The organism is Erwinia sp. ErVv1, from assembly GCF_900068895.1.
GTDB lineage: Bacteria > Pseudomonadota > Gammaproteobacteria > Enterobacterales > Enterobacteriaceae > Erwinia.
Window position 1 is genome coordinate 142,865 of the sequence record NZ_CDPK01000005.1, and the last position, 12,649, is coordinate 155,513.

17 protein-coding genes are annotated in these 12,649 nt (G+C 53.3%); 7 read left to right on the forward strand and 10 right to left on the reverse strand.

Annotated features, from left to right (window positions below; all coding sequences use genetic code 11):
• Positions 1–173 precede the first annotated feature (173 nt).
• Entirely contained in the window at positions 174–371 is a 198-nt protein-coding gene (locus A1830_RS09355; RefSeq protein WP_067705055.1) for a hypothetical protein, read from the forward strand.
• 130 nt (positions 372–501) lie between these two features.
• Here the strand turns inward: A1830_RS09355 and A1830_RS09360 are convergent, their stop codons facing one another.
• Positions 502–1,530, reverse strand: a complete 1,029-nt coding sequence (locus A1830_RS09360) for an FUSC family protein (protein ID WP_082804134.1) — start codon at positions 1,528–1,530, stop codon at positions 502–504.
• A 160-nt stretch (positions 1,531–1,690) separates the two neighbouring features.
• On the opposite strand from A1830_RS09360, the gene crcB reads away from it, so the two are divergent.
• The gene (gene crcB / locus A1830_RS09365; protein ID WP_067705062.1) at positions 1,691–2,068 is read left to right on the forward strand and encodes a fluoride efflux transporter CrcB; all 378 of its coding nucleotides are present in this window, start codon (positions 1,691–1,693) and stop codon (positions 2,066–2,068) included.
• A gap of 59 nt (positions 2,069–2,127) precedes the next feature.
• Here crcB and A1830_RS09370 read toward each other — a convergent pair whose 3' ends face one another.
• The 4 genes from A1830_RS09370 to A1830_RS22980 all read right to left on the reverse strand — a co-directional run bounded on the left by A1830_RS09370 (position 2,128) and on the right by A1830_RS22980 (position 5,222).
• The gene (locus A1830_RS09370; protein WP_067705065.1) at positions 2,128–2,898 is read right to left on the reverse strand and encodes a hypothetical protein; all 771 of its coding nucleotides are present in this window, start codon (positions 2,896–2,898) and stop codon (positions 2,128–2,130) included.
• Between the two features lies 1 nt (position 2,899).
• Positions 2,900–3,097 (reverse strand): hypothetical protein, encoded by a 198-nt coding sequence (locus A1830_RS09375; RefSeq protein WP_067705068.1) that lies wholly within the window; start codon positions 3,095–3,097, stop codon positions 2,900–2,902.
• A 111-nt stretch (positions 3,098–3,208) separates the two neighbouring features.
• The gene (locus tag A1830_RS09380; protein ID WP_067705072.1) at positions 3,209–4,663 is read right to left on the reverse strand and encodes a sugar porter family MFS transporter; all 1,455 of its coding nucleotides are present in this window, start codon (positions 4,661–4,663) and stop codon (positions 3,209–3,211) included.
• Between the two features lie 178 nt (positions 4,664–4,841).
• Positions 4,842–5,222 (reverse strand): hypothetical protein, encoded by a 381-nt coding sequence (locus A1830_RS22980; RefSeq protein WP_197473317.1) that lies wholly within the window; start codon positions 5,220–5,222, stop codon positions 4,842–4,844.
• A gap of 363 nt (positions 5,223–5,585) precedes the next feature.
• Here A1830_RS22980 and iraP point away from each other — a divergent pair, with 363 nt between their 5' ends.
• Positions 5,586–5,882, forward strand: coding sequence for an anti-adapter protein IraP (gene iraP / locus A1830_RS09390; RefSeq protein WP_067705074.1), 297 nt, complete (start codon positions 5,586–5,588; stop codon positions 5,880–5,882).
• Between the two features lie 139 nt (positions 5,883–6,021).
• Here iraP and A1830_RS09395 read toward each other — a convergent pair whose 3' ends face one another.
• Together A1830_RS09395 and yjbE are read right to left on the reverse strand one after the other, a co-directional pair.
• Positions 6,022–6,225: a hypothetical protein gene (locus tag A1830_RS09395; protein WP_067705077.1), complete on the reverse strand. Its 204-nt coding sequence runs from the start codon at positions 6,223–6,225 to the stop codon at positions 6,022–6,024.
• A 326-nt stretch (positions 6,226–6,551) separates the two neighbouring features.
• On the reverse strand, positions 6,552–6,797 hold the full coding sequence (yjbE, locus tag A1830_RS09405) for an exopolysaccharide production protein YjbE (protein ID WP_067705082.1): 246 nt from the start codon (positions 6,795–6,797) through the stop codon (positions 6,552–6,554).
• A gap of 570 nt (positions 6,798–7,367) precedes the next feature.
• Between yjbE and A1830_RS09410 the strand changes: the two genes are divergently transcribed.
• Positions 7,368–7,955 (forward strand): class I SAM-dependent methyltransferase, encoded by a 588-nt coding sequence (locus A1830_RS09410; RefSeq protein ID WP_197473318.1) that lies wholly within the window; start codon positions 7,368–7,370, stop codon positions 7,953–7,955.
• A gap of 85 nt (positions 7,956–8,040) precedes the next feature.
• Positions 8,041–8,271, forward strand: coding sequence for a hypothetical protein (locus tag A1830_RS09415; RefSeq protein ID WP_067705085.1), 231 nt, complete (start codon positions 8,041–8,043; stop codon positions 8,269–8,271).
• A 70-nt stretch (positions 8,272–8,341) separates the two neighbouring features.
• Here A1830_RS09415 and A1830_RS09420 read toward each other — a convergent pair whose 3' ends face one another.
• Together A1830_RS09420 and A1830_RS09425 are read right to left on the reverse strand one after the other, a co-directional pair.
• Positions 8,342–9,346 (reverse strand): acyltransferase, encoded by a 1,005-nt coding sequence (locus A1830_RS09420; protein WP_067705088.1) that lies wholly within the window; start codon positions 9,344–9,346, stop codon positions 8,342–8,344.
• A gap of 128 nt (positions 9,347–9,474) precedes the next feature.
• Positions 9,475–9,696, reverse strand: a complete 222-nt coding sequence (locus A1830_RS09425) for a hypothetical protein (RefSeq protein ID WP_156484977.1) — start codon at positions 9,694–9,696, stop codon at positions 9,475–9,477.
• 553 nt (positions 9,697–10,249) lie between these two features.
• Between A1830_RS09425 and A1830_RS09430 the strand changes: the two genes are divergently transcribed.
• Together A1830_RS09430 and A1830_RS09435 are read left to right on the forward strand one after the other, a co-directional pair.
• Positions 10,250–10,606 carry a CopM family metallochaperone gene (locus A1830_RS09430; protein ID WP_067705102.1) on the forward strand — a complete coding sequence of 119 codons (357 nt, stop codon included), beginning with the start codon at positions 10,250–10,252 and terminating at the stop codon, positions 10,604–10,606.
• Between the two features lie 139 nt (positions 10,607–10,745).
• Positions 10,746–10,940 carry a hypothetical protein gene (locus A1830_RS09435; RefSeq protein ID WP_067705562.1) on the forward strand — a complete coding sequence of 65 codons (195 nt, stop codon included), beginning with the start codon at positions 10,746–10,748 and terminating at the stop codon, positions 10,938–10,940.
• Between the two features lie 41 nt (positions 10,941–10,981).
• Here A1830_RS09435 and A1830_RS09440 read toward each other — a convergent pair whose 3' ends face one another.
• Positions 10,982–12,559, reverse strand: coding sequence for an ABC transporter substrate-binding protein (locus A1830_RS09440; protein ID WP_067705105.1), 1,578 nt, complete (start codon positions 12,557–12,559; stop codon positions 10,982–10,984).
• Positions 12,560–12,649: the final 90 nt, after the last annotated feature.

The following is a 12,649-nucleotide window of genomic DNA, read 5'->3' on the forward strand; positions in this document are numbered from 1 at the left end:
CTAGGGATAGTCTGAAAGTTGATCGATATTTTTGATTGTTTATACTGTCGTGACATTAAAAACAGGTAAGGAATCCGTATGAAGTGTCGTTTATCCCGCAGAGGGAAAACCTGGCTGGTCATCATTGCCTGTTGTTTTATTTTTTGGGGGGTAGTGGCCTGGGGAGTGTGGTCATGAATAAAGCTGAAGAGATTGTGAATGAAAATGGCTCCCTGATTAGCGAGGCGGCCGCAGAAAACAGGAACAATCCCGGCGTGAATGACGACGGTAAGCCGCTTAATAATAAGAAAATACTGGAAGGCTGGGAATTGAGTGCCGCGCAAACCGCTTTTATTGAATCACTCCTGCCGGATGATGACAGCGGCTGCTGATCCGCTGCCATCATCCGGCGCTGTCCCCCGCTGAAACGGGCAGCGACCCTAACTTTTTCCACCTTGTGCTTCTTTTGCTACCGTTTCTACCTGCAGCGCCCGCTCAGCGTGGCCAGCGCCTGCCACCGCGTTAACGTTTTATCACCTGCCGCCGGGTAAAGAGGCGGGTAAAGACGATGGCAACCAGCGCGAAAATCCCACCCAGCGCGGTGGCCTCCAGTCGGTGAGTGGCTACGCCCGCCTGAGAAATGCCCAGGCTTGAGATCATAAACACCACCATCAGCGTGACGAAAAAAGTAAACACAAAATACGATTTTGAGATCAGCGAATAAGAAAAGGTAAACGCGATATAGCCGGCGGTGATAAAGCCGCACACCAGGAACAGCGGATTATGCCAGGTTGAGATCAGCGAAGCGGCCAGGATGCTGCCCATCAGCGTTCCCAACACTCTGGCCTGAACCCGCGACAGCGTATCGCGGTAGTTATTGCGCAGACAGAGCAGCAGGGTCATTCCCGCCCAGTAGCCGTTTTTCAGGTGCAGCAGCTGGACCGTACTCAGCGCCAGTCCCATCGAAAGCAGCGCCCAGAAAATTGACCAGCGCAGGTGGATTTTGCGTTTATAAAGCTGCCGGGTGGTGTTGAAAAAAGTGAGCCACGAGCGGGGGTTAATATCTTTTAAATGAAAGGGGTAGCGACGGAAAACGCCATACAGAAATAGCATCTGTAACAGACCGCCGCAGCCGGTGAGCGCCGCGCGATCCAGCGCATGTTCCAGGTTGCCCGCATAGTAACCCGACACCAGATAGGCAATTGACCACTGGAGCACCATCCACCAGGCGCTGCTGTCGACGTCAGCCAGCGCAACATAAACCCCGGCGTAGAGCATGGCACCTGCAATATAGATCGGCAGCACGTTGCCGGTCAGGCAGCCAAGCCAGGAGGAGAAAGCCAGCCCGAGCGTGGTGGTGAGCAGCAGAGAAAAGGAAGAGTCGCCCCAGGTTTTATTCGCGCCAAAGGCCAGCGTCAGGGCGCCACCGGCAATTACGCTGGCCACCGGCACGCGATCAAAGGTGAAGCCGGCCAGATAGATAGCGATGATAGCGGGCAGGCAGCACAGACCCAGCAGCATGTCGTGTTGCAGTTCGTCAGAAAGGCGCATCGGTTTACAGCTTCTCCTGTCATTCGCAAAGATTAATGATAGCTTTCAATAATATATTGTTGTTAACAGGGTAGCTTATTCTTGCATTGAACGACGGCGATGATTAGGCTGAAACCACTTTCCTGCTGCGTATACCGCACGTTTTCTCTTTGAGGGCGTTATGATCAAATCACTGGTCGCCGTGGCCGTTGGCGGCTCCATCGGCTGCATCATTCGCTGGCTGCTGGCGGTTCGTTTGAATGCACTTTTCCCCAACCTGCCGCCCGGCACGCTGGTCGTGAACCTGGTCGGGGGCTTTATTATCGGCGGGGCGATGGCCTGGTTTATGCGCAATCCGCATCTCGACCCGGCCTGGAAACTGTTGATTACCACCGGTCTCTGCGGAGGCATGACCACCTTCTCAACCTTCTCGCTGGAGATCGTTACGCTGCTACAGGCGGGTAACTATGCCTGGGCGATGACCTCGGTGCTGACCCATGTGCTGGGCTCGCTACTGATGACCTTTGCCGGATTCTGGCTGGTTTCGCTGGTTCTCTGATTCACTCGCTCTACGGCGCCGACTCGCGCATCCATGCGCCAGGCGGCAAAGCGGTGTTTTTAGTGCGGGGTGCCACCCTTCATCAGATCGATCGCGCTGGCACTGGCTGCATCAAATAGCGACAGACTCTCAATCTGATCAACCATGATGACCTTACGGAAGGCCATGGCTGACTTAGGCTCGGAATCCAGCGTAATGCCGTGATCGGCGTACCATTTGCTGTAGTTATGCTCGATGCGCAGATCCAACGCGGTGCCCTCGCGGTAGCCGCTTAGCATTGGGATCATCACAATGTTGCAGACGGAGGCATTCTCAAAAGAGGCGGTATGGACCATTCCGATATAGATACGGCGAGACTTCAGCGTGATCCACGCCAGCTCTCCCTCTTCCATACACTGAAACAGCAGCCCTTCAACCCCATTGGAGCGGGACAATTTTTTGTAGAGTTTTTTTCGTCCGCTGCTGTCGAGCCGCGCGCTGCCTGACCAGCTTGAGCGATAAATACAGAAAACGACGGCGAAGGTCAGCATGATAACGACCGGTGCCTGGATGCCGAGGAAACTCCAGGTCATAAATTCGACCTGCCAGTGGTGGTGCAGGCCATCACCGAGCTGCGGAATGGCGTTCATAATGCCTGATGCGGCCAGCAGAATCAGCCAGACGATGCCGGTGGCAATGACGCCCTGGAGAACAAAAATGCAGCCATACAGCGCCACCAGGAAATAGACGTCCCAGCCAAACGAGCGTTTGATTTTGAAACGGGTTGAGAGGTCGCGGCTGGTATACCAGTACCCACACACCATCAGCACCATAAATATTGCCGTACCCATCTTATGCCCTCTTCAACGCATTGACGTGACGGGCAAAATCATCTTTGACTTCTTTGCTGCACAGATTGACCGCAGCGGTGCCGTCTTCGTCGATCAGGATGCGTTCGCCGTCTTCAATCGACTCTTCGATATCGCGCTGACTCATCACCTGAAGTAACAGTTCCGGACTGGAAAAAAGAGCGCGTAAAAATTTGAACATGGCTTTCTCCATCAATAAGATAGGATAATTCTGGCACTATAATAGCGACTTCGCCATGAGACGAGTATGAAAGGGGGAAAGTGAAGGGTGCGCGTCCCTGCGCACGAGCGATTAGCTGCCGCTCTGCGGTGCCGGATCGTCCTGTAAATGCTTTTTGAAGTGCTTCTCAATCTGCTCCAGCGTCTTGCCCTGGGTTTCGGGGGCGAAGAAGATAGCAAATATCCCTCCGGCCACGCCTATCGCCGCAAAGGCAAAGAAGGTGAAGGTCAGGCCAACATGCTCCAGCAGGATCGGGAACATAAAGGCAATCGAGAAGTTTGTCATCTGCATGGCAAATACCGAGATACCGTTAGCCATGCCACGAATGCGCATCGGGAACATTTCGGACAGCAGCAGCCAGGTGACCGGCGACAGCGCAGCCTGCTGAAAGCACAGGAATACCAGCATACCTGCCAGGACCATATAGCTGCGCAACGTATCCGGATGGCCGTTGACCGTTTCCGGCATTAGCCAGGTGATAAGCCCAATGGCCAACACCGTACAGGTACAGCCGATTTGCCCGGTCAGCAGCAGCGGACGGCGGCCAAAGCGGCTCAGCAGCATAATGCCGACAAAGGTCATGATGACGGAAATCACCCCGTTGGCGATAGTTGCCAGCAGCGAGGCGTTAGTGCCAAGCCCGGTTGACTGCAACATGGTCGGCGCATAGAACATGATGGTATTCACGCCGGAAAGCTGTTGCAGCATGGCAATACCGATCCCCAGCGCCACCAGCCGCTTCATCCATACGGAAATGGTTTTTTGACGGCGAGCGTGCTTTTCACTTTTCGATGACATCGATTTGCGAATTTCGCCCAGCTCTCTTTCGACCATGCGTGATTTGCGGGTGCGCTCAAGCACGTCACGCGCTTCACTGTAGCGACCATGCATCGCGTACCAGCGCGGCGTATCGGGCAGAAACAGCATGCCGACCCACAAAATAACCGCCGGAATACAGGCTACGCCCAGCATCCAGCGCCAGGTCGTTTCGCCCCCCCAGACTTCATTGATGGCTGCGTTACTGGTATAGGCGATCAGCTGACCGGAGACGATCATCAGTTCCTGAAGGGTAACAAACTGCCAGCGCCGATTTGCCGGGACGATTTCGGCGATATAAATGGGAACGATGGCCGCTGCGCCGCCTACCGCCAGTCCAAGAATAAAGCGGAAGGTAATCATCATCACGACGTTCGGTGCCATGGCACAGCCAAGCGTACCAAGGATAAAAATGAGCGCCATGGCCAGAATGATTTTTTTACGGCCAAAGCGGTCTGCAACCCGTCCGGCGGCAATGGCACCAATAGCCGATCCCAGAATCAGGAAGCTGGTGACCATACCGGTGGTCAGTGAGGTCAGATGCAGATCGTGCTTCATAAACAGCAGCGCACCGGCAATAACACCGGTGTCATAACCAAATAGCAAACCACCCAGAGTGGCAATAAAGGCAATTACTTTGACCAGCGGTTCCGTCGACTGCGGCGTTTTGGACGCCTCGCCGGTGGTACCGCCGTATGATTTGTCTGTCACTTGCTACTCCCCGAATAGTGCTATTTTGTGATTTTCATGTGACTAAGATCACACGCACCCTAAATTTACTCTACGTTGACAAATTTGGTAGGAAAAGTACGAAATATAATTTTTTTATTTGTCAGCAGAGGGGGGCGGGGGAGGTAAGGACTGCCGGAGCGCACTCCGGCAGGGGTAACTAGTGCTGAACGTTATGAACAGATTTGGCTACGGCATGCGGCCAGCTGGCGGCAGCGAGGCGCGCCCCCCGGTGAGGCGTGACACCGGGGCGTGCACGCTGAAGCGGTGCGTTTTCCTGCGACCCTAAACGCCGATCGGGGGCAGAGTGTTCATGGTACTCATTCAGCCAGCGCAGATATTCTTCCCTGACCTGCGTGATATTTTCGCCACCCTGAGTGGTACGAATATAGAGCTGCGCGCAGGTGCGTGATTTGTCCTGTATGTAAATTTCGTACTTTTTATCCCATGCTGGTGTTTCTGGTCGTTCACGTACAATAACGTCGTTAAAGCGCAGATGCTGCCAGCGCATGAGTCGTTGATAAAAATGTGTTTTATCCATGACGGATTAACCTCTCCGTTTTTCTAGTCATAATTTGGGCGTTCCACTAAAAATACAGCGCCCGGGGCCTCTCAGGGCGGCATAACGTTGTGACACGTTAATCAAGTAGAGGAAGTGAGCCAGCGCCCTGCCCGTTGGGGCCGGCTGGTTAAATCTAGACGAAATCCCCCGCTTCGCCAGCAGCAGGATATTTTTAGGAAAATTTCCTGGGCTGAAAATTCCTGTATTTAAAACAAATGTTTGATTTTAATGATTTTAATGGGTTTTAGCGCCAATCGCAGGAGTGCTTATTTTTGTCAGTTTATATTTACTCAACGCGCTGCGAGATGGTAATTTCATACCAAAATAATTTGGGGGCGTAACATGAAGCAGTTAGTGATCGATATTTTGTTAAAAATGGCCAATATCGAAGTCGGTGCTAAAGAACTGACGGCACAGGTTGAGGCCCAGTCGCTGCTGTTGGCGGCGCTGATGATCACCGTCGGTAAAGAGGGAAGCTCATCCATTTCGGAAAATATTCACAATGCTATCGCTACCGCATCTTCTGCTGGCGAGCAGGTGATGCAGTCGGATGTTGATCTGCTGTTAACGCATGTAAACCGCCTGCTGGCCGTTACCAGCTGGGTTGATGAAGTGGCGAAGAGCACCGAACAGGAGTAGCACACTGACCCGATGCCATTCCTCAGTGAACGGGATTTGGCATAGTACATGTTGGCACAGCGTGAAAAACGCCCGCCATTATCTTTATAAGGCTTTGCGCTTTAGCCATGGCTGGCGCCACACCTGAAAGTTTGGTGCGTTAACGTTGCCTGGCGGCTTCGGACGTCTGGCGATCCCGGTACACTTCCCCACACAGCAGCACCGCATTGGGCCGACGCTGATGAATGCGATCCGCCATCTGCTCACAGGCTTTTTTGTCAGGGAAAATATGCTCGGAAACGGGCAGGGCGTCACAGGCATCATGCCCGCAGGCGCTCACAAGTAAAACAAAGCCAATCAACATAGCTCACTCTTTTAAAGATGGTCATTCAGCGTTGAGTATAGCCGAAGCGAGCAACACTGTGGCGTTGCGGGGCGGCGAGGTGAAGGCGGGTAACGGCCATCGCGCTGTTCGGCACACCAGGGGACAGCTATCAGGGCGCTTTTGCTGAAGAGGCAGCCGGCAGACAGAACAGCGTGGCTGATAATGCGGACTTCAAAGCCTGCCAGCAGGTAAAACGCGTCGCGGAGGATAGCAGGATGCATGCCGCCTGCGACGCTCACCCGGTCAATAATATTATCCGCTGCCTGCGGGCGGGAAAATTCCCCGTTACCCGCAGGCGGGCGGAATTAATGCGCCATGGTCGCGGTAGTGGTGGTCGCCGTGCCGGTACTGGAACCTTCACCGCCGCCGCCCATCGTGGCCAGCGCCACGCCGAGCAGGGCGGCAATGGCCCCAACGCCCATGGCGTTTGAGTTACCCTGAGCCATCGTAGTGGCCTCGCTACCTGCTGCTACCCCGGTTTCAGGTGCAGCAAATACGCTGCTGCTGCCGGTAAGCGTCACAAACAGGACAAGGGCGGTTATTTTTTTCATTTTTTATTTATCCTCAGGCAGTGGTGGGGGTAAGAGCGGCTGAAGCATAAATTCAAATGCAGATGTTTGAAACAGGGGGGGAAATCGCTTTTTGATGCTTTGCTGGTGGAGGGGTGAAATAAACAGATCCGGTTAATAGCTGGAGTTTCTACGCGGTCGATCCGTGAATAAAGCCTCTCTGTCACGCCAGGGAAGCCTGCCGCTTCGTTATCCCGGTTTATTTATCGGATTACCCTCAGAGAAGGTGCAGGGTAATAGTCTCAGGGCCAACACATCCGGCTGGCTATAAATAAGAGCCAGAGCAATAAAGAATCGGGCTTCTATTTTAGGAATAAAACCGGTCACAATTTTAGTCTGTTTCCAGGTGGGTTTTACTTAACTCAAATCCCGTCATCGCCAACGTGCGTTGTATGCTGATATGTAAGCGCGTTACAGGATGTGAACTTTCACCGCTGCACTGACATACTTAATGCGACTAATCCGAGTTTTCTGGATAATTCCCTGACTTTTAAGAACTCATTAAGCTTACTGTGGCCTACTGAACGAACTTATTTCATTCAGGGAGTTAGTATGCTGTTGTCTGCATTTTCCTATATCAAAGATAAGACCGGTTATTTGCAGGAGTTTCTCACCGATCCGCGCAAAACAGGCACCATTGCGCCCTCATCCGGTTTCCTGTGCAGAACCATGTCCGATGCCGTTGAGTGGGGAAGCTGTCAGCGCATTGCCGAACTGGGGGCGGGTGATGGCGTACTGACCCGACACCTGCTCTCCCGGATGCGGCCCGATGCAGAGCTGCTGGCCTTTGAAACGAACCCCCGGTTTATTCCCAAGCTTCAGGCTATTGACGATCCGCGGCTGACCATCACCACGGCATCGGCAGAGACGCTGAGCCACGAGTACGATGCTATCTTTTCTGGCCTGCCGCTGCTCTCCCTGCCCCAGAAGGTCCGTGACACCATTCTGGCGCGTGCGGCCTCACTGCTCAGTCCCCACGGCGTATTCGTTCAGTTCCAGTATACCTCCCTCTCTGAGCCGCTGATATCGGACCATTTTGCCTGGCACCGTACGCGAGTACTGTGCAATCTGCCGCCCGCGTGGGTCTATCGCTGTCATTCCCGGGGCGCTTATTCTGCTGCGCGTGATGCGAATGGCTGAGCCGGCGTGGCCGGAGGGAGAATATGAGATGGCAATCTCCGCATTCTCTGCCAGGCTTAAATTTCACCCATGACAGGAGGAGAAGATGAGTAATGCAATCGATATACCCGATTCAAGTGATGAGGAAGTCTGTAACATCATTGGCAAAGCGGTAGTGGATCTCAGCATTACCGGCCAGCCCGTCAACAAAGCTACGCTGGCATTGAAGCTGCTGGCGATGGCGGATCAGGACAATGACGAAGAACGAATTTTGCTTTACTGGATTGCGCGTAAAGCAATCAATCAGCCCCACAGATTTGCTTCGGCTCTTTACTGACGGTGGCGATGCCCGGCCAGGATTGCCGGACGAGCGGCCGCTTATGCCAGCGGCCGTTTTTGTTGGTTGCTCAGATGATTCTGCGCAGCCAGGGTACAAGACGCAGTAGCCAGCAAATAGCGGCAGAAATAATATAGCAGATCAGCGCGACCGCCGGGATCGTCAGCGCCGAATAGTAACCCTCAAAGTTAATATCAAACAGGCGCAGTAATAATTCCAGCACCATCAGGTGGACAAAGAATATTCCCAGGCTTAAACGCGATAGCGTTTTAATAAGGGTAATGCTCCGTCGGCTATAGTTTATTGGCGCGTTGAGTAACATAAAGAAGCAGGCAAGCGACACCACGACAAGGGTCGGCGCAGAATAAAACAGGAACACTTCATTCGGCTTAAAGGTGCTGATTGAGAGAGAATAGGTCATGACCGCCGTCAATACGGCAGAGAGAATAAAGATAATCGCTGAAATTATTACCTTGGGGTTGATGTCAAAACGTCGCGCAACGCCGCCGATAATATAAAACCCTGAAAGGTACACCACCATGTCGATATTACTCGGCGTGGGAATGGCTTGCCCCTCCAGTAAATTCGCTTTTACATTATCAAACAGCATATAGACCGAGGCCAGCACAAACCACACGGTGAGCGTGTAATTTACCCGCGGCTGGCTGCCATTTTGAATAAAGGTATTCAGCAGGGGGGTAACCAGGTACAGCAGGATCAGGGTATAGATAAACCACAGATGCGGATACGCAGGCGTACTGAGCAGTTCCAGCAGGCTGACCGGTGTGGTATCTCCCTTAAAGGAATGGCTGTAGATAATGTAGATTACTGACCAGGCGACCAGCGGAATAACCAGGTTGAGTACGCGTGTTTTTAGCGTACTGAGCAGGGATTCATTTTTATTCAGAGAAATATAGCCGGTAATGAGCAAAAACAGCGGAAACGCGATACGCCCCAGGGCTTCATACATAACCGACACGGACCAGGCTAAATGGAAGTAGCTAAAAGGTATCGCTGCCGTATGCAGCAAAATAACCAGAAAGGTAGCTACCAAAGACAGCAGCTTAATATTCATTATTTTCAACGCCTAACTCCCCGTTAAGAAGCCTCATCTGGCCAAAAGCCAGACGATCGCCAATACGCTAAAGGTATCATACTCCGTCGCGCTGACGAATCGCGGGGCGCAAAAATAACCCTGGCTGTTCAGCCGGGCTGGGAAGCGCGTTCAACGATAAGGGTGGCCGGGCAGACTTCATTGGCCTGAACCACGCGATACTCCGCTTTTCCCTGATGGATATACATGCAGGCGCGACCCGCCTCTCCGCCGTCCTGCTCCTGAGAGAGTCTTAGGGTAATTTGTTCCGCCCCGGCGGCGTTCACCAGGGGAATGAAGGCGAGGGCAGACACCATCATAATTTTCAGCACAGCGACACTGCATAATTTATTCATAGTAAACATGGCCAAAAGGAGAAAATGATATGCCAGCAGCAGGCAATTCCGATCGGAACATCAGATCGTTTAGTTTGTATACCGCCATTGCTCATGCTAACAGAGTGCTAACGTTGCTGAAATATCGGATGAAGCCGACATTACTGCCACCAGAGTTTTCTTATTTATTGTGGATCTGTTCGGGGATTGCGATCGCGGATTGATTTTATCGCGATGCTGAAAACCTTCTTCGATTTTACGCGGTATTTCTGAGAGGTGACCTGAGGAATTCAACATACGCCGCAAAAAAGTGCCTCGGGAAGTGGGAAACCCAGCAGCACTTCCCGAGGCCGTGCAAATGCATAATTCGTTACCTGATGAAAAATAGTCGGTTTTTTACTACCACACAAGTTTTTTGTTATTACTCAATTAAGTGCGGGTTTTCTGGTCGAATAGGAGCGGCAATTCGGTTATTTCTCCTTGACCTTCCCCCTGCTGGAAGGTAGAGGATATGACCTACCATTTGCTCAACGTTGAAAGGGAATAGTTGATGAATATTGTAAAAACCGCAGTGATATCCACGCTTCTGCTGTCCGCTGCCGCCATGGCGGATGACACGATGTCTATGCCTGACCGCCAGGCTCAGGGAACGGCTGCTCAGCATAGCTATCAGAGCGGGATGGATAAAATGCATCACAGCATGCAAAAAGGCATGACCTCGCACGATCCGGACGTCGCCTTCGCTAACGGTATGACGGCCCATCATCAGGGCGCCATTGATATGGCGAAGACCGAGCTGAAATATGGCAAAGATCCTGAAATGCGCAGGCTGGCAGAGGCGATTATTAACGCGCAGCAGCCAGAAATTGACCAGATGCAGGCGTGGCTGAAAAAGCAGAAAAAATAGCCTTTCAGTGAGGCTGATGCTGCTTAATAAGGCGATAGGGCAGGCGTGAGAGGATATTAACGTGGGCGAAGGAAAAAACTCACCCGCTGAGGCGAAAGTTGTTAAAATTAACTTCTCTCTCAAACTCATGGAATACATTATGTCATCGGAAATTGCACATCCCTCTACCAGCCCAAAGCAGGCTGCACTTCAGCTGGTTATTGAACTGGTCCGTGCGGGCAAGCTCAGCCCATTACAGGGCGACGCCTCCAATATGATCTCTATTTATGAGCAGTTCAAAGCCCACTTTGAAGCGGATAAGCAGAAAAAAAGTTCGGAATCTGCCATCTCATAAGTGTCGGGCGGCGTTTCGCCGCCCGTGCTTATCGCCCGGCGTCAATTTTTACTCACCCGATCGTAGTAGAGCATGCTGGTGCCGATCCCCTGCTGCGCCCCCTGAATATTACTGCGCAGGCCCACCAGCTTTTGCCCCTGTAGCGTGACGACATAGGGAGAGTTTTGCTGAATCTCCGTCTGTAGCTGCTGATAGAGCGCATTGCGGGTTTTCACATTGCTCTCAGCCGCCGCGGCACGCGTCTGCTCACTGAGCTTTGGAATGGTCCAGCCCAGCCGCCATGCCAGGGTTTTCGGGCCATTCGGCACGTTGTAAGCAAAGGTGCTGGCGTTGGTATTGGGGTCAACATAGTCCGCCCCCCAATAAATAAAGATCGACTGAAAGTCACGTCCGCGCATTTTTGCCCACAGCTCCGCTTCCGCCACCGGCTGGATATCAATTTGGATATCGGCTTTGGCAAAGCTGGCCTGGAGAGCCTGTGCGATATCGGTGTAGGGTGGCTGGTTTACGATGGTCAGTGAGAAGCGCGTGCCGGGCCTGATCCCTCCCTGCTGCAAAATCGCTTTTGCCTTGTTCAGATCGTAGTGGAAAGGCTGACTGGTAAGGGCCCCGTCGAAACCCTCAGGCAAAAATGTCTGATGCACCTGAAACTGGCCCTTCAGCAGATCCTTTGAAATCCCATCGTAATCAACCAGCCAGCGGGCGGCCTGCCACAGCGCCGGGTTACCCAGCGCACTCTGCTGTTTGTTCTGTGTGTTGAAGCCCAGATAATAAATCAGGCTGGACGGAAAGCTGGCAACTTTCACCCCGGACACCTTTTTGAGCGCATCAAACTGATCGGCACCCAGCTCATAGGCGACATCGGCATCCCCCTGCTGCAACAGCAGGCGGCGGGAGCCGGGATCGGACACCCCCTTAAGAATGACCCGCTTCAGCTTCGGCAGCGGCACCGCGTGAGGGTTCTCCTCCAGAACCAGCGCCTGCTGAGGGACAAAGTTGCGAATGGCGTAGGCCGCGCTGCCCGCCGAATGGTTGCGCAGCCAGCCGTTGCCAAAATCACCGTTGCTGGCATGCTGCTGCGCCAGCTTGCTGTCCACCACCGAGGCCACCGGCGCGCTGAGCAGCCGCAGCGCCAGATCGCGGCCAATCGCCGAGGTCCAGCGGATCTCTATCTGATGGTCACCCTGTGCGATCAGCTGGCCGTCGATATTTTCCGGCGTCCAGCCAAATTCACCGAGAATAAACGCCGGCGTCTTGTTGAGCTTTACGCCCCGGCTCAGCGAATAGACCACGTCCTGCGCGGTAACGGGATTTCCGCTGGCGAACGTGGCGTCAGGGCGCAGGGTGAAGAGCAGGCTGCGATCGGTTGCGCCCGGCTGCCAGGCGCTGGCGAGTGCGGGATCCAGTCTGCGCGGATCGGTGCGATCGGTGGCGACCAGTCCCTGATAAACGTTAATCAGGCTGCTGGTGCTCACCGTTTCAAAACTTTCAGCGGGGTCGAAGCTGATAATGCCGTCCAGCGGTATGGCAACCACCAGCGTATCGGCTGGCGTAGCGGCATGAGCCAGCTGGGCTAAGCCCAGCGTGACCGCTGCGGTAAGCGTAAGAATTTTTCGCATTGTGGAGTCCTGGAATGGTAGCGTTATCAGGACTATAGGGGGAAACGCAGCGGGGGGAAATGCTGATTCCGGCAAGGGTTAGCTGATTAA

Bases quoted from the DNA above. Each gene is read 5' to 3' on its own strand.
- A1830_RS09355 (WP_067705055.1), top strand. From the start codon at position 174: ATGAATAAAGCTGAAGAGATTGTGAATGAAAATGGCTCCCTGATTAGC.
- A1830_RS09360 (WP_082804134.1), bottom strand. From the start codon at position 1,530: ATGCGCCTTTCTGACGAACTGCAACACGACATGCTGCTGGGTCTGTGC.
- crcB (WP_067705062.1), top strand. From the start codon at position 1,691: ATGATCAAATCACTGGTCGCCGTGGCCGTTGGCGGCTCCATCGGCTGC.
- A1830_RS09370 (WP_067705065.1), bottom strand. From the start codon at position 2,898: ATGGGTACGGCAATATTTATGGTGCTGATGGTGTGTGGGTACTGGTAT.
- A1830_RS09375 (WP_067705068.1), bottom strand. From the start codon at position 3,097: ATGTTCAAATTTTTACGCGCTCTTTTTTCCAGTCCGGAACTGTTACTT.
- A1830_RS22980 (WP_197473317.1), bottom strand. From the start codon at position 5,222: ATGGATAAAACACATTTTTATCAACGACTCATGCGCTGGCAGCATCTG.
- iraP (WP_067705074.1), top strand. From the start codon at position 5,586: ATGAAGCAGTTAGTGATCGATATTTTGTTAAAAATGGCCAATATCGAA.
- A1830_RS09395 (WP_067705077.1), bottom strand. From the start codon at position 6,225: ATGTTGATTGGCTTTGTTTTACTTGTGAGCGCCTGCGGGCATGATGCC.
- yjbE (WP_067705082.1), bottom strand. From the start codon at position 6,797: ATGAAAAAAATAACCGCCCTTGTCCTGTTTGTGACGCTTACCGGCAGC.
- A1830_RS09410 (WP_197473318.1), top strand. From the start codon at position 7,368: ATGCTGTTGTCTGCATTTTCCTATATCAAAGATAAGACCGGTTATTTG.
- A1830_RS09415 (WP_067705085.1), top strand. From the start codon at position 8,041: ATGAGTAATGCAATCGATATACCCGATTCAAGTGATGAGGAAGTCTGT.
- A1830_RS09420 (WP_067705088.1), bottom strand. From the start codon at position 9,346: ATGAATATTAAGCTGCTGTCTTTGGTAGCTACCTTTCTGGTTATTTTG.
- A1830_RS09430 (WP_067705102.1), top strand. From the start codon at position 10,250: ATGAATATTGTAAAAACCGCAGTGATATCCACGCTTCTGCTGTCCGCT.
- A1830_RS09435 (WP_067705562.1), top strand. From the start codon at position 10,746: ATGTCATCGGAAATTGCACATCCCTCTACCAGCCCAAAGCAGGCTGCA.
- A1830_RS09440 (WP_067705105.1), bottom strand. From the start codon at position 12,559: ATGCGAAAAATTCTTACGCTTACCGCAGCGGTCACGCTGGGCTTAGCC.